This window comes from Chryseobacterium sp. JUb7 (genome assembly GCF_024806495.1).
Classification (GTDB): domain Bacteria; phylum Bacteroidota; class Bacteroidia; order Flavobacteriales; family Weeksellaceae; genus Chryseobacterium.
Map to the genome: position 1 here is coordinate 54915 of NZ_JANUFF010000016.1, position 19501 is coordinate 74415.

General features: G+C 35.9%; 15 protein-coding genes. 13 read left to right on the plus strand and 2 right to left on the minus strand.

The window, feature by feature from the left end:
• Positions 1 to 35: 35 nt before the first annotated feature.
• The 13 genes from M2373_RS20780 (at position 36) to M2373_RS20840 (ending at position 17025) form a co-directional block, all read left to right on the plus strand.
• Positions 36 to 1058 carry a pectinesterase family protein gene (locus tag M2373_RS20780; RefSeq protein WP_259113182.1) on the plus strand — a complete coding sequence of 341 codons (1023 nt, stop codon included), beginning with the start codon at positions 36 to 38 and terminating at the stop codon, positions 1056 to 1058.
• Between the two features lie 32 nt (positions 1059 to 1090).
• Positions 1091 to 2500 carry a polysaccharide lyase family 1 protein gene (locus M2373_RS20785; RefSeq protein WP_259113183.1) on the plus strand — a complete coding sequence of 470 codons (1410 nt, stop codon included), beginning with the start codon at positions 1091 to 1093 and terminating at the stop codon, positions 2498 to 2500.
• Between the two features lie 40 nt (positions 2501 to 2540).
• The gene (locus M2373_RS20790) at positions 2541 to 3548 is read left to right on the plus strand and encodes a DUF4861 domain-containing protein (protein ID WP_259113184.1); all 1008 of its coding nucleotides are present in this window, start codon (positions 2541 to 2543) and stop codon (positions 3546 to 3548) included.
• 11 nt (positions 3549 to 3559) lie between these two features.
• Positions 3560 to 4819, plus strand: a complete 1260-nt coding sequence (locus M2373_RS20795) for a glycoside hydrolase family 105 protein (RefSeq protein WP_259113185.1) — start codon at positions 3560 to 3562, stop codon at positions 4817 to 4819.
• A gap of 33 nt (positions 4820 to 4852) precedes the next feature.
• Complete coding sequence (locus M2373_RS20800; protein WP_259113186.1) at positions 4853 to 6496, plus strand: glycoside hydrolase 43 family protein; 1644 nt, start codon at positions 4853 to 4855, stop codon at positions 6494 to 6496.
• Between the two features lie 175 nt (positions 6497 to 6671).
• A complete protein-coding gene (locus tag M2373_RS20805) occupies positions 6672 to 8339 on the plus strand; it encodes a glycoside hydrolase family 28 protein (RefSeq protein WP_259113187.1) in 1668 nt (555 codons plus the stop codon).
• 211 nt (positions 8340 to 8550) lie between these two features.
• Positions 8551 to 9462: an alpha/beta hydrolase gene (locus M2373_RS20810; protein ID WP_259113188.1), complete on the plus strand. Its 912-nt coding sequence runs from the start codon at positions 8551 to 8553 to the stop codon at positions 9460 to 9462.
• Between the two features lie 46 nt (positions 9463 to 9508).
• A complete protein-coding gene (locus M2373_RS20815) occupies positions 9509 to 10477 on the plus strand; it encodes a pectinesterase family protein (protein ID WP_259113189.1) in 969 nt (322 codons plus the stop codon).
• Between the two features lie 131 nt (positions 10478 to 10608).
• Positions 10609 to 11346, plus strand: a complete 738-nt coding sequence (locus M2373_RS20820) for a rhamnogalacturonan acetylesterase (protein WP_259113190.1) — start codon at positions 10609 to 10611, stop codon at positions 11344 to 11346.
• A 131-nt stretch (positions 11347 to 11477) separates the two neighbouring features.
• Positions 11478 to 11819 (plus strand): cupin domain-containing protein, encoded by a 342-nt coding sequence (locus tag M2373_RS20825; protein ID WP_259113192.1) that lies wholly within the window; start codon positions 11478 to 11480, stop codon positions 11817 to 11819.
• 76 nt (positions 11820 to 11895) lie between these two features.
• Positions 11896 to 12798, plus strand: coding sequence for an alpha/beta hydrolase (locus M2373_RS20830; protein WP_259113193.1), 903 nt, complete (start codon positions 11896 to 11898; stop codon positions 12796 to 12798).
• A gap of 373 nt (positions 12799 to 13171) precedes the next feature.
• On the plus strand, positions 13172 to 15646 hold the full coding sequence (locus tag M2373_RS20835; protein ID WP_259113194.1) for a glycoside hydrolase family 95 protein: 2475 nt from the start codon (positions 13172 to 13174) through the stop codon (positions 15644 to 15646).
• An 89-nt stretch (positions 15647 to 15735) separates the two neighbouring features.
• Positions 15736 to 17025, plus strand: a complete 1290-nt coding sequence (locus tag M2373_RS20840; RefSeq protein ID WP_259113195.1) for a DUF1593 domain-containing protein — start codon at positions 15736 to 15738, stop codon at positions 17023 to 17025.
• 40 nt (positions 17026 to 17065) lie between these two features.
• Here M2373_RS20840 and pelA read toward each other — a convergent pair whose 3' ends face one another.
• Entirely contained in the window at positions 17066 to 18088 is a 1023-nt protein-coding gene (gene pelA, locus M2373_RS20845; RefSeq protein WP_259113196.1) for a pectate lyase, read from the minus strand.
• On the minus strand, positions 18085 to 19281 hold the full coding sequence (locus M2373_RS20850) for a DUF4861 domain-containing protein (RefSeq protein WP_259113197.1): 1197 nt from the start codon (positions 19279 to 19281) through the stop codon (positions 18085 to 18087). The genes pelA and M2373_RS20850 overlap by 4 nt, the downstream gene beginning before the upstream one ends.
• Between the last annotated feature and the right edge of the window lie 220 nt (positions 19282 to 19501).

The following is a 19501-nucleotide window of genomic DNA, read 5'->3' on the forward strand; positions in this document are numbered from 1 at the left end:
GGTTAAGTCTGTATTTTAAATCAAATTAAAACTTTATGAAAGCTCCTCTGATTTATAAAAATTTTAAACTTTTTTCCATATTCTCAATACTGCTGTTAAGTCTTCTTTCTTTTAAAACTGCTGATAAAACGATCGTGGTTTCAAAAGACGGAAAAGGCAACTTTACCACAGTACAACAAGCGATTGATGCTATTGAAAACGGTTCTTCAACAAGAACAAAAATTTTAATTAAAGCAGGAACTTACAAAGAAAAAATTACCATTCCCGAAACCAAAGGAGCGATTGTTTTGGAAGGAGAAAATTCTCAAAACACCATCATCACTTATGATGATTTTGCTTCAAAAAAGAATTCAGAAGGAAAAGATATCGGAACTACAGGTTCTTCAACCATTTTCATTTATTCTAATGATTTTACAGCCAAAAATATTTCATTTGAAAACAGTTCAGGAAGAGTTGGACAAGCCGTTGCAGTATTGACTTCAGGCGACAGAATAGCTTTTGAAAACTGCAGGTTCCTAGGAAATCAGGATACTTTATATTTAAAAGGGGTTCAGGATTCTCCGGATAAAACAAAATCGTCAAGAAATTATTTTAAAAACTGTTACATCGAAGGGACCACCGACTATATTTTCGGAGCCGGAACCGCTGTTTTTGAAAACTGTACGATTTATTCCAAAGAAACGGCAAGTTACGTTACGGCCGCTTCTACCCCACAGGAAAACGAGTTTGGATTTGTTTTTATTAATTCTAAAATTATCGGTAATGCCAAAGAAAATTCGGTGTATCTAGGAAGACCCTGGAGACCTTTTGCAAAAACCGTTTATATCGATTGTGAAATCAATTCAAGCATAAAAACAGAAGGCTGGCACAACTGGAACAAACCTGATGCAGAAAAAACCACTTTCTACGGAGAGTTTAATTCAAAAGGTTCTGGAGCGAATGCAACAAAAAGAGTTTCATGGTCACATCAGCTAACAAAAGTAGAAAGAAAAAAGTACACCCTAAATAATATTCTTAAAGGAAAAGACAACTGGAATCCATTGAAAAGTTTGAAATAAATTAAATCAAAAAACACCAAGAATTTTCAATCATGAAAAAACACTTCAAAAAGCTCTTTACAATAGGAATTTTATTCGGTATTACACTGAGTAATGCTCAAAATGTGTTGAGTTTTCCTGGTGCCGAAGGTTTCGGAAGATATACAACAGGTGGTCGTAGCGGAAAGGTTTATTTTGTGACAAAATTAACGGATGACGGTTCAGAAGGTACATTAAGATATGCTTTAGATCAAAAAGGACCGAGATATATTGTGTTTAAAACAGGTGGAACCATTTATTTGGAGTCTCCTTTAAAAATAAAAGAAGGCGACGTTACCATTGCAGGACAAACTGCTCCCGGCGACGGAATTACCATTGCTAATTATGAAACTTTTGTTGGCGCAGATAATGTGGTTATACGTTACATGCGTTTCAGGATGGGCGATCAGAAAAATTTTGAAGGTGATGCATTAGGCGCAAGATTTATCAAAAATTTAATGGTGGATCATTGTTCGATGAGCTGGTCTACCGATGAGACGGTTTCCATTTATGTCAATGAAAACACAACGCTTCAATGGTGTGTGATTGCTGAAAGTTTAAGAAATTCTGTTCATCAGAAGGGCGCTCACGGTTACGGTGGAATTGCTGGCGGAAAATTCGCAAGTTTTCATCATAATATCTATGCGCATCATGACAGCAGAAATCCAAGATTGGGCGAATATGCGGGAAGTAAATTTGCTTTGACCGATCTTACCGATTTCAGAAACAATGTGATCTACAATTGGGGGCACAACAATGTCTACGGCGGCGAAGGAATGAATGTGAATATTGTGAATAATTACTACAAACCGGGACCTGCAACCATGACCAAACAACGAATTGTAGCCATTGATAAAAATGAAAAATCTGAAACTGAAGTTTACAATATCTGGGGAAAATATTACATCAACGGAAATGTAATGGAAGGAAATGCTGAAATATCAAAAGACAATTGGACGCAGGGTGTTTTTGCCCAAATGAAACCTTCATATAATTTAACAGTTAAAGATAAAAACGAAATAAAAATCAATCAGCCTCACGATATTCAGAATAATGTAAGAACAGATACTCCTAAAGAGGCTTATGATAAAATTTTACAGGTCGGAGGAGCCAGTTTGGTAAGAGATGCAATCGATTTACATGTTTTAAAAGATGTAAAAAATGGAAGTTTCACTTACAACGGTTCAAAAGGCAGTACCAACGGAATCATCGATTCTCAGAAAGATGTTGGCGGATTCCCAAATTTAAAAACCGGAAAATCTCTACCCGATTCAGATAATGACGGAATGCCTGATGAATGGGAAATAAAAAATGGTTTAAATCCAAAATTTGCTGATGCCAACGGGAGAGATTTAGATAAAAATTACGATAATATTGAAGTGTATTTTAATGATATTGTTAAAAAAATAACCGAAAAACAATAAGTAATAATCATGAAAACTCTTTGTTAAAAAAGGTTATCCAATGAAAAATAGTATGAAACTTAATTTGTTTAAAATATTAGCTGCAGGAGTATTATTATCTTCAAATTTTTCAGCGCAGACTTCTGTGATTGAAACGATTAAAAAGAACCCGAAAGTACCTTTTTCTTACGCAGAACTTTCTGTAAAAGAAGGTGGAAAATGGGAAGGCAATAAATACATTGGCGGAACGTTCAAAAATGTTCAGGAAATTACCCTTCCTGAATCTCATACCGACCATTCCAGCTACATCAGATATGAAGGTATCGGGCTGGAAAACAATCAGATTGGCTATAGATTATATCTGGACTGGAGAAATGCAACAGATATTTTCGGTAAAAAAGTAAATACGCTCGTTTTACCGGAAGTCGGGCAGGACGGTTTTGAATCGTATCACCACGATGCGCCTTGGGGACAGGATATTTTAAAATCCGGCCGTACCATTGGTGTTGGTTCTTACGGACGATATGATGAGCAGAATGATTTTGTTGAAACTTTTAAAATCGTGAAAAATACGACGGCAAAAGTTATTAATGAAAAAGATCAGTCTTATGCAACTATTGATTATAAAGGCTGGAAAACCTGGGGCGATGCCATCGATTTACAGTCAAAACTGACGATTTTCAACAAAGACCGTTTTGTAAAAGTAGATTTGAATTTGAGTAATACCATTTCAGGTTTATGCACCGGAATTGTTGCCATTAAAAATATTCCTTTAAAACAGGGAATCAGTAAAAATAAAAAATGGGCTTACATTGCCACTTACGGTCAGCAGACTTTAGCCAAAAAAGAAGATAATCTGGGAATGGTCATCTTCTACCCTCTTGAAAACTTTGATAAATACGTAATGACAAAATCTACTCATACCGTAGTTTTTAAGAAAACAAAGAAGGTATCGTATTATTTTATGGGAGCCTGGTCTCAGGAACCCAACGGCTTAACAACAGAAGAATCTTTCTACCAGGACTTGGATAAAAAATTAGAAATTTTAGATAAAAATAATCAACTTTAATGTTTAAAATCATGAATTTCATTAATAATAAAATAAAAGCATACGCAGTTGCCATTTTAGGTTCAGGAATGTTCCTTGCTTGTGCTCAAACTAAAAATGCAACCGCTGCAAAATCTTCAATTGAAAATTCAAAATCAGGCAAAGTGATTCCTGCTAATCTGAAATGGTCAGAAAGAATGCTGCTTTCCGAAATGCACAGATTTCCGGAAGCCTGGATGCTGGATTTCAGTAAAAGTCCGAAATGGACTTATCCTTCTGCCATTGTTTTGGATGGTGCTGAAAAGGTATACGCAAAAACAGGTAAAAAAGAATATTACGACTATATCAACGGTTTTGGTGAAGACCTGATTAAAGAGGACGGAACTATTCTTACTTATGACATTTCCAAATATAATATCGATATGCTCAACAGCGGAAATGTTCTTCTTTATTTGTATGAAAAAGAGAAAAAAGAGAAATACCTGAAGGCACTTCAAACGCTACGTCTGCAAATCGACGGACAGCCACGAACTAATGAAGGTTCTTTCTGGCATAAGAAAATATATCCATATCAAGTTTGGTTAGACGGATTGTATATGGGAATGCCTTTCTACACACATTATACAAAAGATTTCACCAAAGGCGCAGATGCTCAGAAAGCGTATGATGATATTGTTTTCCAGTTTGAATCTGTTCAAAAGCATATGTTAGACAAAAAAACCGGCCTTCTTTATCACGGTTGGGATGAAAGCAAAGAACAGGCTTGGGCGAACAAAGAAACCGGACTTTCACCTAATTTCTGGGGAAGAGCCATGGGTTGGTACGGAATGGCGTTGGTAGATGTGTTAGATTATCTACCAAAAGATCATCCTGGAAGAGCAAAATTAATTTCTTATATAAAATCTTACGCCGATGCAGTGATTAAAGTTCAGGATAAAAAATCAGGACTTTGGTATCAGATTATGGATAAACCTTTAGAAAAAGGGAATTATGAAGAAGCAACAGCATCATCAATGTTTGTTTATACCATCATTAAATCAGTTAATGAAGGCTATCTTCCAAAATCATACAAAGCTGCCGCAAAAAAAGGATACGATGGAATCATTAAAAATTTAATCACCGTTGACGAAAACGGAGTCGTAAACCTTAATAAATGTTGCGCCGTTGCCGGATTAGGCGGAAAACCTTACAGAGACGGTTCCTATGAATATTATGTAAACGAAGAAATACGTTCCAACGACGGAAAAGGAACAGGACCATTCATTTTAGCAAGTTTAGAATTTGAAAAATAAGCTGTTAAGATACAAACTCAACCTTTGCTGATAATGAAGACAAATAAAATTTTAAATATACTTTCATTAACCATTTTCTCTATTGCATCAAGTTATATGGATGCACAGGAAAAAAACTACGTTTCGGAAGTCTGGACTGCCGATCAGGGGAAGAATTTCAGAAACCCTATCCTTTACGCAGATTATTCTGATCCGGACGCGATTCGTGTGGGTGAAGATTACTATATGACGGCATCAAGCTTTAATGAAGCTCCGGGCTTGCCCATTCTTCATTCAAAAGATATGGTCAACTGGAAATTGGTGAATTATGCCCTTCCGGATGTCCTTCCGAGCGAGCATTTTTCGACCCCAAAAAGAGGTGACGGTGTTTGGGCACCAAGCATCAGATTTCATAAAGGTGAATTCTATATTTATTGGGGTGACCCTGATTTCGGAATTTATATGGTGAAAACTAAAGATCCGTTGGGAGCTTGGGAAAAACCAGTTTTGGTGATGGAAGGAAAAGGCTTAATAGATTCCTGTCCGTTTTGGGATGAAGACGGAAATGCTTATCTAATTCACGGTTGGGCAGGAAGTCGCGCCGGAGTGAAGAGTATTTTAACGTTAAATAAAATGAATACTGAGGGAACAAAAGTTCTAGATAAAGGCGTTCATGTTTTCGATGGTCACGATGCACATCCAACCGTTGAAGGCCCGAAAATGTATAAGAGAAACGGCTATTACTATATTTTTGCTCCCGCAGGTGGCGTGGCTACAGGCTGGCAATTGGTCTTAAGATCCAAAAATATTTACGGTCCTTACGAAGAGAAAGTTGTTCTTGAGCAAGGTTCAACAAAAATCAACGGACCTCATCAGGGCGCTTGGGTAGATACGCCTTCCGGAGAAGACTGGTTTTACCATTTTCAGGATGTGGATGCCGGCGGAAGAATTGTTCACCTGCAACCGATGAAATGGGAAAAAGACTGGCCAGTTATCGGAATCGACAATAATAAAAACGAAATCGGAGAACCTGTTTTAACCTATAAAAAACCAAACGTTGGGCAAATTTATCCAATTGTTACCCCTCCTGAAACGGACGAATTTGATGGCGAGAAATTAGGTTTGCAATGGCAATGGAGTGCCAACGAAAATATCGTTTGGTCATCCAAACTTCCGGGGCAAAAATTTTTAAGATTATTCTCCATAAAAGTTCCTGAAGGTGAAAAAAATCTTTGGAACGTTCCGAATTTATTAACTCAAAAATTCCCGGCTCCGAATTTTGCCGCGTCTACAAAGGTTAAATTAACGCCCGAAGATGCCAAAGAAGGAAAAACTGCAGGATTATTAGTAATGGGATTAGATCACGAGTCAATTGTGATTACTAATAAACCCGACGGATTTTATCTTCAATTAAGAAGAGCCGAAAAAGCAGACAAAGGTGGTGAAGAAAAGGTTTTATTTGAAACAAAATTAAAAACAAACGAAGCCTATTTAAAAGTAAATGTAAACGAGCCAAATGGTTTATGTCAGTTCAGCTATAGTGAAAATGGAAAAGATTTCACAAAAGTAGGCGATGTTTTTCAGTCAAAACCCGGAAAATGGATTGGTGCTAAAGTTGGTTTATACAGTGTAAGCACAACCAAAGCGCCTCGCGGTGGATATGCGGATTTTGATTGGTTTAGGATAACTAAAAATTAATTATTTCCCACAGATTACACAGATTTTCACGGATGATTGCGCATAGTTTTTAAAACTTATAAATAAAAATATTACATAAACATCTGTGAAAATCTGCGAGATCTGTGGAAGAAAAAATAAATATTCGATTTTAAAATAAAATCAATAAAGAAAATTAAAACTCAGAAAAAATAAAATGAAGAAGTCTCTCAAAGTTATCGTTTTAGTAGCAGCAATGATGTTTTCAGGGCAAACCTATGCTCAGAATTTAGATATTTATAAAAACATTGAGTTTAAAATGCCTCAGGTGGCAGAAACTTCATTTGCAGCCAATACCGTTTCCATCACTCAATATGGAGGCGTTGCAGGCGGAAATGTAAAAAATACAGAAGCTTTCAAAAAAGCAATCGAAGACCTTAGCAAAAAAGGCGGCGGAAAATTGGTTGTTCCTAGAGGAATGTGGCTTACGGGTCCTATCGAATTAAAAAGCAACATCAATCTTCATGTAGAAGAAGGTGCATTTATTGTTTTCAGTAAAGATAAAGCAGATTATCCTTTAGTTGATGTGAGTTTTGAAGGATTGAATACCATCCGATGCCAGTCTCCCATTTCCGCGAAAAATGCAACGAATATTGCCATCACAGGAAAAGGAGTAATCGACGGAAGCGGCGATGCTTGGAGAGCCATCAAAAAAAGTAAAGTTTCAGAATCTGAATGGAAAAATATCGTAAAATCTGGCGGAATCTTATCTTCCGACGGTAAAAACTGGTATCCTTCAGAAAGCTATAAAAAAGGATTTGAAAGCAGTTCAAGCTTCAATGTTCCTGATAAAATTTCTAAAGATGAATTGGTGACCGTTAAAGATTTTCTTCGTCCGGTAATGGTAAGTTTGGTAGGTTGCGACAAAGTTTTGCTAGACGGACCGACTTTTCAGAATTCTCCGGCCTGGAACCTTCACCCTTTAATGTGTACCAACTTGATTTTAAGAAATCTTACCGTTAGAAACCCTTGGTTTTCTCAAAACGGTGATGGAGTAGATCTTGAATCTTGTAAAAATGTTTTGATTTACGATAATACTTTTGATGTTGGTGACGATGCCATTTGTATTAAATCAGGGAAAGATCAGGACGGAAGAAAAAGAGGAATGCCGACTGAAAATGTGATCATTAAAAACAACGTTGTGTACCACGGTCACGGAGGTTTTGTGATAGGAAGTGAAATGTCTGGTGGAGCAAGAAACATCCATGTTTCCGACTGTACTTTCATTGGAACAGATATTGGTCTTCGTTTTAAAACAACCCGCGGAAGAGGAGGAATCGTTGAAAATATTTACATCAAAAATATTGATATGATTAATATTCCGACACAAGTTATCGGATTCAATATGTTCTACGAGGGTGCTTCTCCGGTGTTGGAAGACGGACAAAAGCAGGAAGGTAACAAAGCGCCTGAAAAGGTGTATCCTGTAACGGAAGAAACGCCGATTTTCAGAAATATTTTCTTTAAAAACATCAATGCAGTTAATTCTGATGAAGCAATTACGTTGTTTGGTTTAGCAGAAATGAACCTTAAAAATATTGTGATTGAAGATTCTCAGTTCGACACAAGAAAAGCAATGACAATAGTGGATGCAGACGGAATTCAGTTAAAAAATGTAAAATTGAAATATTCTCAGGGAACGGGAGCAACCATTTATAACAGTAAAAACATCAACCTTTCAACGGTAAAATTTGAATCTGCCAATAAACCGGTTGTGAAAGTTTTAGGAAGCAAAACGGGAACAGTATTGTTGCCGAAAGAAGTAACCTCTGATAAAAATTTACTTTCTATCGGAACGGATGTAGCAAAAAATGTAGTTAAATAATTGGAAATAGCAAAGATTATTAATTTAAACACTTCGGCAGGCTCAGTGTGACATCGCTAATACTAACTATTTTATTAGCGATCATTTTGTAGCGTTGTCATCCTGAGCTTGTCGAAGCATTGAAGTAAAATATAAAGCATTTTAAAAGCATTGAATCTTTGCGATAATCCAAAAAAAATAAAAAACAGTATTAAAAAAATTCCATAAGCGAATGATTTTTAACAGAAAACATACTTATATTTCTATTTTTTTTGTGGGGACAATGGCATTCGGACAGGTAAATCGACCGAATGCCACTCCTTACACCAACGAAGGTACATTTGAAAAATTCAAAAAAAAATATCCTTTTACGACTCCGATTGACCGACCTATTCCGCAAAATATCAAAATTGATAAAGATGTGGAATATGCCAATGTCAACGGAATTTTTTTGAAAGCTGATATCTATTATCCTTCAGACCAATCAAAAAAATATCCGGGAATTGCAATGGTTCACGGTGGCGGCTGGATTTCAGGAAGTAAGGAAAATGAGAAGTTCATGGCGATGGAACTCGCTTCAAAAGGTTATGTGGTGATCGCAATTGGTTATCGATTGGCTGATGTCGCAAAATATCCCGTCGGCGTTGAAGATATTGAAACAGGCATTGAGTGGTTGAAAAAAAATCATCAGAAATATTCTTTAAATAAAAAGAAAATGGTCGTTTTAGGTGAATCTGCGGGAGCGCAAATAGCGACTTTGGTTGGCGTTAAGAAAAAGAATAAACTTCAGGCTATTGTGAATGTAGATGGCGTTGTTTCTTTTATTCATGAAGAATCCGGAAAAGAAGGAACTTACGATGCTTATTGGCTGGGATATCAACAAAAAGACAATCCGAAAATATGGAAAGAAGCTTCACCACTGGAATATGTGGATAAAAATACACCTCCTACCCTTTTCATTAATAGTTCACAACCCCGTTTTCATGCTGGGCGAAATGATATGATGAAAAAATTAAAGAGCTATAATATTCCCACTGAATTTCATGAAATTAAAGATTCGCCGCATTCATTCTGGAGTGCAGAACCCTGGTTTACAGAAACATTGAATTTAACGGTTGACTTTTTAGATAAAGTTTTGAAATAAGTTTTAGTTTGATATTAAGGTTAAGGCTAATTTAAAGCAAAGTTTTATGAAAAAATTATTTTTAATTCTCCTCATTTCAATGGCAAATTTTCTCTTTGCAGGAAATGATCCGTATATCAAAATTATTGTTTCCAAAGACGGAAGCGGAGATTTTACATCGATTCAGAAAGCGATTAATTCAATCCGTGATTTAGGACCTGCGGAAGCATTGGTTTTTATTAAATCAGGAACGTATAATGAAAAAGTGGTTATTCCTTCTTCAAAACATAAAATAACGTTAGAAGGCGAAAATAAAGATAATACGATCATTACCAACAATGATTTTTCAGGGAAGCTGGATTCATTTAATGAAAAAATGACGACATTCAATTCCTACACATTATTAGTGATGGGTGATGATATTAAAATTAATAATTTAACGATTCAAAACTCTTCCTGCAATGAAGGACAGGCGGTTTCTCTCCATGTGGAAGGTGACCGTTTTGTGATTAAAAACTCAAATATTATGGGTTGTCAGGACACAATTTATTCTGCAACCAATCACAGCAGACAATATTTTGAAAACTGTTATATCGAAGGAACAACGGATTTTATTTTCGGACAGGCAACGGTTATTTTTAAAGGTTGTACGATTAAAAGTTTAGCCGATTCTTATATTACTGCAGCCGCAACAGAAGCCGACAGACAATATGGTTTTGTATTTTTTGACTGTAAATTAATTTCCAAAGAAGGCATTACCAAAGTATATTTGGGAAGACCTTGGCGACCTTATGCGAAAACAGTTTTCATCAACACAGAAATGGGAAAACACATCCTTCCCGAAGGCTGGAATCCATGGAAAGGTGATAAAATGTTCCCCGATAAAGAAAAAACGGCTTATTACGCAGAATCCGGAAGTAAAGGCGATGGCGGAAACATTTCAAACCGTGTAAATTGGTCACATCAGTTGACAAAAAAAGATTTGAAAAACTATACATTAGAAAAGATTTTTGATGGATGGACTCCAAATAAATAATTGAGATGCTTCGACGGGCTCAGCATGACATCGCTACAAATTTTGTGTTAAAATAGTAAGGTTAGTATTAGAGTTGTCATTCTGAGCGGAGTCGAAGCATCTTTCAAGTTTACATAAAATAAAATTTTAAAATGAAAAAAATACTTTTAATATTTAGCATAGCAATTTCAACTTTAATTCTAGCTCAACAAAAACCCACCCTATTCCTTATCGGTGATTCCACCATGGCGAATAAGGAAAATCCTGACAAAAATCCAGAACATGGCTGGGGACAGGTTTTACCACAGTTCTTCACAACAGGAATTGAAATCCAGAATCACGCGATGAACGGCAGAAGTTCAAAAAGCTTCAGAACAGAAGGAAGATGGGATAAAGTGGAGAAACAAATAAAAAAAGGGGATTTTGTGATTATCCAATTTGGGCATAATGACCAAAAGCTGAAAGATTCTACAAAATTTACGAATCCTTATACCCAATACAGAGCCAATCTGGAAAGATATGTAAATGAAGCCAGAGCAAAAGGAGCAACACCTATTTTAATGACTTCTATTGTCAGAAGAAATTTCAACGAAAACGGAGTTTTACTTGATACGCATAAAGAATATCCTTTAGTGGTAAGAATGGTAGCGAATGATTTGAGGGTGCCATTTGTAGATATGCAGTTACTGACCGAACAACTGGAAGTTTCTTATGGTCCAGAAAATTCAAAAAAATTACACTTGCATTACAAAGAAGGTGAAGACCCTTATTATCCGAAAGGAAAAGATGATGATACGCATTTATCAACATTGGGAGCGGAATCTGTTGCTAAATTGGCAGTGAAAGATTTGAAGACTTTGAAAATAGGGTTGGCGAAATATATTAAATAAACGCTTAGTTTGTCATTCTGACGAAGGAAGAATCTTAATTTTATTTTTAGAGATTCTTCACTCCACTTCGTTTCGTTCTGAATGACAGTGCAAATAAATAATTTAGTTTAAAAATTAAAAAACATAAAAAAATGAATTTCAAAAAAGAACCTTTTTTCGATGGTAATTCCGAGTGGGAAGATTTAGGAGACGGTGTTTCCAGACAGTTTGTGGGCTACAATTCTCAGGTAATGATGGTGATTGTAAAATTTGAAAAAGATGCAATTGGCGCTTTGCATCAGCATTTTCACTCTCAGATTACGTATGTGGCTTCAGGAAAATTTGAAGTGACTGTTGATGGTGAAGTTAAAGTTCTACAAAAAGGCGACGGTTTTTTTGCTCAACCTAATATTTTTCATGGGGTAAAATGTTTAGAAGCTGGTCAATTGATTGATGCCTTTACTCCTTTTAGAGAAGATTTTCTTAAAGATTAATATATAGATCCAAACCTCATAGGTGTCGAAAACCTATGAGGTTTACACATAAACATTTCATCAAAATTAAGAGGTTATGAAAAAAATTGCTTTTCTACTATTAATTTCATTTTTCGTTCAATTATCTGCACAGGAAAAAATTATGGTCTGGCCAAAAGGACAGATGCCGAATTCCAAAGGGCTACCCTTAAAAACAGAAGAAAAAGACGGAAGAATTATACAGATAAAAGAAACCGAAATGTTTGCTTTTCTACCTCCGAAAGAAGAGAGAAAACAGATGGCAGTTATCGTGATTCCGGGTGGAGGATATTACAAATTAACCTACGATTTGGGCGGTTATCAGATTGCAAAATGGTTCAATACACAAGGGATTTCGGCTTTTGTTTTGAATTACAGATTACCGACTTCTCCAGATTTAAGACAGAAAGAAATTGCGCCGTTGCAAGACGTTCAAGCTGCCATAAAATATCTTAGAAAAAATGCCGAACAGTATGGAATTTCACCAGAACAAATCGGTGTCATTGGAACTTCCGCAGGCGGACATTTAGCTGCTTCTGTGAGTAATATTTCGACAGATTACACTGAATTAAAAGGTGATTGGGCATCCATTCCTACCATTCCCAATTTTGCAATTTTAGTTTCTCCGGTTATCGATTTGGGTGAATTTGCTCACGTTGGAAGTCGAAATAGTTTGCTTGGTGAAAATGCTTCTCCGGAAAAAATCAAAGAATATTCGATGCAGAATCGTGTGACGGAAAAAACTCCGTCTACTATTTTGATTCATGCTCAAAATGATAAAACGGTTCCTGTGATGAACAGTATTTTGTATTATCAGGAAATGGTGAAGAACAAAGTGAAAGGTGCTCTGTTTATTTTCCCTGAAGGCGAACATAAAATAGGAATTACGAATAAATCTGAACTGACGGATAACTGGAAAAAAATATGTTCTGATTGGTTGAAAACGATTGGTAGTAAATAAAATATCTTACAATTTGTCGGAAAATAGCATAAAAAGTAAAGGCATTTCGACAAGCTTAGTGTGACATCTCTAAGACTAACTTCTTTATTAGAGATTCATTTGTAGCGTTGTCATGCTGAGCTTGTCGAAGCATCTTTTCAACAACTAATAGGGCTTAAACTTTGTCGAAAAATAGCATAAAAAGTAAAGGTATTTCGACAAGCTCAGTGTGACATCTCTAATACTAACTTCTTTATTAGCGATTCATTTGTAGCGTTGTCATGCTGAGCTTGTCGAAGCATCTTTTCAGCAAATTTAGCAATGTTAAATTTTATCAAAAAATCCTTTCGTTTTAGCTTTTCAAACAAAAATATTTCATTTTAAAGACTAAAATATGCTGAGAATCATTCAATATAAAATATTTTTACAGGCTTGTGGAATTTTGATTTCGATTTCGGTTCATTCTCAACAGAATTTAAAATTAATCTACAACAAACCTGCAGAAAACTGGAACGAAGCGTTACCCATCGGAAACGGAAAATTGGGTGCAATGGTTTTTGGAGGAGCTTCTCAGGAACACCTTCAGCTTAATGAAGAAACCATTTGGGCAGGAGAACCGGGAAATAATATTCCGAAAAACACTTTCGACAGCATCCAGAAAATCAGAAAACTGTTGAATGACGGTCAGTTTGAAAAGGCTCAAAAACTGTCAAATACAACTTATCCAAGAGTTGCACCGAAAGATCTGAATTACGGAATGCCGTATCAGACGATGGGCGATTTGTTTTTAAATTTTAAAGGTCATGAAAATTTTAAAAATTACACCCGAACTTTAGATATTGAAAAAGCAATCAGCAACGTTTCTTACGAAGTAAACGGCGTTACTTTTAAACGCGAAATTTTCTCATCTTTTGTTGACAATGTGATTATAATTAAGTTATCCTCAAGCAAAAAAGGAAGTTTAAATTTCTCCATCAACGCTTCTACTCCACATGTACAGAAATCTATTTTTACAGAGAACAATCAATTGGTCATTAATGGTACGAGTGGTTCGGCTGATAATAAAATGGGTAAAATTAATTTTAAAACAGTAGCTTTTCCTGTTTTAAAAGGTGGAAAATTAACCTCAACAAAAGATAAACTGGAAATTTCCGGATCAGATGAAGTGGTGATTTATATTTCAATTGCTACGAATTTCAAAAAGTATAATGATATTTCGGGAAATCCAAATGCAAGAGTTTCTGAATATTTAAAATCTGCTCTAAATAAGAAATATGATGTCGAATTAAAAGCTCACATTAAAAAATATCAGAAATATTTCAAAAGGGTAAGCCTCGCTTTAGGAACGACCGAACAGGTGAAAAAAACAACTGATATCAGAATTAAAGAATTCGGAACTTCAAGCGACCCGGATTTGGTAGCTTTGTATTTCCAGTTTGGACGCTACCTTTTAATCTCTTCTTCACAACCGGGAACTCAGCCTGCCAATCTTCAGGGAATCTGGAATGATCAGCTGAATCCCGCCTGGGACAGCAAATACACCGTAAACATCAATACTGAAATGAATTACTGGCCTGCAGAAAATACCAACCTCAGCGAAATGCATGAGCCTTTGTTCGACATGATTCAGGATTTGTCGGTTACGGGACAGGAATCTGCTAAAGAAATGTATCACGCAAGAGGCTGGAATATGCACCACAACACCGATTTATGGAGAATTACGGGAATTGTAGACGGCGGTTTTTACGGAATGTGGCCAATGGGAGGAGCCTGGTTGACGCAACATATCTGGAATCATTATTTATATACAGGAGATAAGGAATTTCTGAAGAAAAATTATGACGCTTTGAAAGGTTGTGCCTTATTTTATCTGGATGTTCTTCAACAAGATCCTTCCGGAAAATATCTGGTGGTTTCACCTTCCATGTCGCCTGAAAACACCTATATGAAGAGTGTTGGAATCACAGCTGGAACAACAATGGATAATCAGTTGGTTTTTGATGTTTTTAATAACTTTATTCATGCCTCAAAAATTTTAAATGAAGATCAACATCTTTTGGAAGAAGTAAAATCAGCTTTAAATAAACTTCCGCCAATGCAAATCGGGCAACACGCTCAGTTGCAGGAATGGCTGAAAGATATGGACAGAACGGATGATAAACACAGACATATTTCACACTTGTACGGGCTTTTTCCTTCGGGACAAATTTCTCCGTTCCGAAATCCTGATTTAGCAGAAGCCGCCAAAAACTCAATGACGTACAGAGGCGATAAATCTACAGGCTGGTCGATGGGTTGGAAAGTGAATTGGTGGGCAAGATTACTGGACGGAAATAGAGCTTTTAAATTAATTTCAGATCAATTGACACCTGCTCCAACGGAAACGAAAGGTCAATCCGGAGGAACATATCCGAATCTTCTGGATGCGCATCCGCCATTTCAGATTGATGGAAATTTTGGCTGTACTTCGGGAATTGCAGAGATGTTGCTGCAAAGTTATGACGGTTACATTTACATTTTACCGGCACTTCCGGATGCTTTACCGAATGGTTCTGTAAAAGGTTTGAAGGCAAGAGGAGGTTTTGAAATTGATATTGACTGGAAAGATTCGAAACTGACAAAACTGGTTGTAAAATCTGCTTTGGGCGGAAACGCAAGAATCAGAGTTGCTAAAAATCCACCAATTAAAACTAAAGCAAATTTACAATTGGCAAGAGGAGAAAATCCAAATGAATATTATCAAATCAATGCAGTTAAAGCTCCCTTAATTTCCGAAAAAGCTCAATTGAAAGGGTATTCTGTTCCGGAAACTCATCTTTTCGATTTCAATACTGAGAAAGGTGGAGTATATATTTTTGATGTAGAATAATTTTTTGCGCAAATTACACTGATTTTTACAGATAATCACCGTACAATAAGGGGTTCAATATTCATTTTTCTTTGAAAAATTTTAATTACATGAAAAAAGTCGTTTATTTTTTCGTTTTAATGTGTAGTATTCTTGATTTTAAAGCTCAGAAATCAATCACTGAAAAGCCAAGAATATTAATAAGTACAGACATTGGCGGAACAGACCCTGATGACAATCAATCGATGATTCATTTACTGATGTATTCGGATAAATTCAATATTGAAGGATTGGTTTCATCACCATCGTTTGGAAATGGAAGCAAGGAAGAAATTTTAAAAATGATTGATCTTTACGAAAAAGATCTCCCAAAACTTAAAAAACACGGTTCAGGTTTTCCCAATCCAAAATATCTTCGTTCAATTTCTAAACAGGGATTGCGTGGAAATGCACCTTTCGAAGGTTTTTCCAAATCAACAGAAGGTTCGGAATGGATTGTAAAATCAGCAAGAAAAACATCAATTCAACCTTTGTGGGTATTGGTTTGGGGAGGCTTGGAAGATCTTGCTCAGGCATTGCACGACGCGCCTGACATCAAAAACAATATTAAAGTCTATTGGATCGGTGGTCCCAATAAAAAATGGAGTGCCAATTCATACGCTTATATCGTGAAAAATTTTCCTGATCTTTGGTTTATTGAAGTAAATTCCACATATTATTCTTTCTTTTCTAAAAATGAGAATCCCAATATTCTGAAAAGCTCTGAGTATTATGATCAATATATTAAAGGGTATGGAGCTATGGGAAAAGATTTCAGAAATTACTATAATGGTGAAGTAAAAATGGGCGACAGTCCTACTCTATTCTATCTTATGCATGGAAACCCAAATGATCCGACAGGAGAAAGCTGGGGCGGAAGTTTTGAAAAGATAAAGCGCAGTCCATACGTTATTGTGAATGGTACACAAGGAATTTCTGAAAATATTGCATTCTGCTCATTGATCGAATTTCGTTTTACAGGTCCTTTGCTTAAAGAGAATCCTGATTTCACACCATTTTATATGGAAACAATGCATAAAAAAGAAGTCCAAAAATGGGCAGGTTCCTATCTTGGAAACGGGAATTACGCTTTACGATATATTCCGAAAGCTGCAGAAATTCTGAATTATAAATTTGTATCTGATATTCCGGAATTGAATAATCATAGCGGAAAATTAAATGTGGTCAATCTTTGGCCGGGAAAAGAAAACCCAACAGATTACTTACTAGGAAATACATGGTTTACAGATCAATCAGATCCTAATCTTTTTGATGGAAAATATCAGGGTGGAAAAACAATTCTCAAATGGAAAAATGATATTCTTCTGGATTGGGCAAAGCGCTGGGAATGGTTGAAATAAAAATCCTGACATAAAATATCAGGATTTTTGCTCAGAATAATTACCCTGAAATTTTATTTTTCTCGAGCCATTTCGGAAATTCTTTATTGATCAGCTTATCTGCAAAATCACCAAACCAGCTGTAACCGTTTCTTCTTTCTTCGGAAACTTCATTGTAATTATATTTTACGCTTCCGTCGCGGTCACCAAAAAGAGGTTTATTGGTATTAATATCATAAAATCTTGCCCAAATAATAGAGTTTTTATCTTCGGTCAAAGTTCGGACAGCTTTTCCGTTTACTTTGGTAACATTATAACTGTAACCTTCAATTTTATTTTGTTTAAACCAACTGACAGCCGCTTTTATTGACTTTTCAATTTCGGGAGTGACAGGCTGTAACATCAGAAACCTTACAATTCCGACCGACTCTCCGGTGGCCAGAGAAATGGGCTCAAAAGCTCTTGCTTTATCGGGCTGAAGGGTAATTTCGTTATACTGATCACCCCAGATCGTTGGTGTTCCTTTCTGTAAAACCTGAGTTTTTAAGATACATTCAATTCCTTTTTGTACAGCAATTTTAGATTTTTCCTTTAATGCAGAACTGACTGCATCAAAATCATTTTTCCCTTCTGCAACGTTATATAAAACGGTCAATGCATTAATCATTGCATTATCATTATAGGTAATCTGCTTTCTGTAAAGCCCTGTATTGGGATAGTACTGAGGAAAACCACCATTTTTATACTGCATCAGAAGAAGATAACTGATCCCTTTTTCTGCAGCTTTTAAATATTGATTGTTTTTGGTTGTGGCATATGCTTTTACTAAGGCATTGATTTCCCTTGAAGTCGCATTATTGTCAATGGTCGCATGATCATCACCTGTTTCTTTTATTTTTTTTAAAAGAGCTTTGTCGACAGGTAGATTATAATTCACCACGGATTTATCATCCAGCTGTTTTCCCCATCCCCCATTGGGAAGCTGATAGATCAGCATTTTTTCGGCGAGAGTATCTTTTACCTGTGCTGATAAGAAAACAGACGCCAAAGAGAATATGGCGATTGAAATTTTTATTTGTATCATTTTACATCTTTAATAAACTTGATCGCTATAGGATTGGCCACAATTTGTGATTGTTTTTCAAGTATTTTTTCCCAATCTGCCTGCGTTTGAATCTGGCCGCTTTTCTGCCATGCAAATCCTGCATAGTAGGTCAGTTTTTTTTGAGGTTTTGTAATAATTAATAAATTACTCTGATCCGGAGTTTCTGTTCTGTGAGCTACCGATTTTTCAACGATATTGGGATTTACCACAACTCCTTCTCCTACAAAAGCATCATCTATTTTTTCCCAATGGAGATAAAAACCTTTTCTGTCATTTAACTTTGTAAGTCCCTCATTTTTATGTAAACTGATTCCGATGGTATAATTGGGTACCGGATTCTGGGAAATAAAATCAGATTCGAATTTGGAAAAATTGGACCCTACATCCAGAGATACTCTTTTTGTTTCCTGCACCTTATAATCACTCCATGGAAAATAAGTGAGTTCAAAAACAGTTCTTAAAGGACCTTCCGCAATGGTTCTTGAGCTGATAAAATTTTTGGAAACCTGAAGTTTTTCATTAACCCAGATTCCGATTCCACCAGTTCCGCGGCTGTCACCGACATGGTATGGATCATAACCTTCTCCACGTGTGTCTTTATGATAATACATAGGATCGGTAAGATATCCTTTGTACCATTTATTGATAACAGGCTGATCTGTTCTTTTAAACCAAATATCAACACCACTGGAAAGTGTACTTCCTTTCACGCCCTGTTCTGCTTCTTTTTGACCTTTTGGCCCATAAACTCTGAAAGCTACTTTGTCATTTTCCCAGGCATAATCATCTACTCTTTCCGGTACCAGTCTTGAGTAAGTAGTTACTTTTGGCTGAGGAACCACAGACTTAGAATCGGCTACCAATTTATAAACGATCGACTTTTTTGCATCAATGTTTGCCAGAAAGAGCAATTCATCATTTTTTCCATCATTATCATAATCAATCCACTGAATTGGAATAAATTTATTATTTTCGTCTTTAATTCTAAGATCTGCTTCTCTGGTCTTCTTTAAAACCGATTTCAAATCAGTTACAGATAGGGAAAGCACTTCATTTCTTGGAAAATCCAGTGTATTCGTCAGCTCAATCGATTGTTGTGCCTGTAAAAAATTCACAGCAATGCAACCGATTGCACTCATGATCCCCAGCAAGGAAATTTTAGTTTTAAACATAATTTTACTCAATTAGTTATTTTACCAAAAGTAAAAATAATTTTCGTGCAAGCAGAGAAAATCTTCTGCAATGCGATGTATTTAACAATATTTTAAGATCTATAGCAGCATTAGTCTTTCCAAATTTCTGTTAAAAAACTTCTTTTTTAAACAAAAGCAGACTAAAGTGATATTTCTTACAACAAAAGAGAGATTTTGTACAATTTTTTGATTTGAAGAT

What these genes read in the sequence shown, in the direction of transcription:
- M2373_RS20780 (WP_259113182.1), top strand. Translation starts at nt 36, where the DNA reads ATGAAAGCTCCTCTGATTTATAAAAATTTTAAACTTTTTTCCATATTC.
- M2373_RS20785 (WP_259113183.1), top strand. Translation starts at nt 1,091, where the DNA reads ATGAAAAAACACTTCAAAAAGCTCTTTACAATAGGAATTTTATTCGGT.
- M2373_RS20790 (WP_259113184.1), top strand. Translation starts at nt 2,541, where the DNA reads ATGAAAAATAGTATGAAACTTAATTTGTTTAAAATATTAGCTGCAGGA.
- M2373_RS20795 (WP_259113185.1), top strand. Translation starts at nt 3,560, where the DNA reads ATGAATTTCATTAATAATAAAATAAAAGCATACGCAGTTGCCATTTTA.
- M2373_RS20800 (WP_259113186.1), top strand. Translation starts at nt 4,853, where the DNA reads ATGAAGACAAATAAAATTTTAAATATACTTTCATTAACCATTTTCTCT.
- M2373_RS20805 (WP_259113187.1), top strand. Translation starts at nt 6,672, where the DNA reads ATGAAGAAGTCTCTCAAAGTTATCGTTTTAGTAGCAGCAATGATGTTT.
- M2373_RS20810 (WP_259113188.1), top strand. Translation starts at nt 8,551, where the DNA reads ATGATTTTTAACAGAAAACATACTTATATTTCTATTTTTTTTGTGGGG.
- M2373_RS20815 (WP_259113189.1), top strand. Translation starts at nt 9,509, where the DNA reads ATGAAAAAATTATTTTTAATTCTCCTCATTTCAATGGCAAATTTTCTC.
- M2373_RS20820 (WP_259113190.1), top strand. Translation starts at nt 10,609, where the DNA reads ATGAAAAAAATACTTTTAATATTTAGCATAGCAATTTCAACTTTAATT.
- M2373_RS20825 (WP_259113192.1), top strand. Translation starts at nt 11,478, where the DNA reads ATGAATTTCAAAAAAGAACCTTTTTTCGATGGTAATTCCGAGTGGGAA.
- M2373_RS20830 (WP_259113193.1), top strand. Translation starts at nt 11,896, where the DNA reads ATGAAAAAAATTGCTTTTCTACTATTAATTTCATTTTTCGTTCAATTA.
- M2373_RS20835 (WP_259113194.1), top strand. Translation starts at nt 13,172, where the DNA reads ATGCTGAGAATCATTCAATATAAAATATTTTTACAGGCTTGTGGAATT.
- M2373_RS20840 (WP_259113195.1), top strand. Translation starts at nt 15,736, where the DNA reads ATGAAAAAAGTCGTTTATTTTTTCGTTTTAATGTGTAGTATTCTTGAT.
- pelA (WP_259113196.1), bottom strand. Translation starts at nt 18,088, where the DNA reads ATGATACAAATAAAAATTTCAATCGCCATATTCTCTTTGGCGTCTGTT.
- M2373_RS20850 (WP_259113197.1), bottom strand. Translation starts at nt 19,281, where the DNA reads ATGTTTAAAACTAAAATTTCCTTGCTGGGGATCATGAGTGCAATCGGT.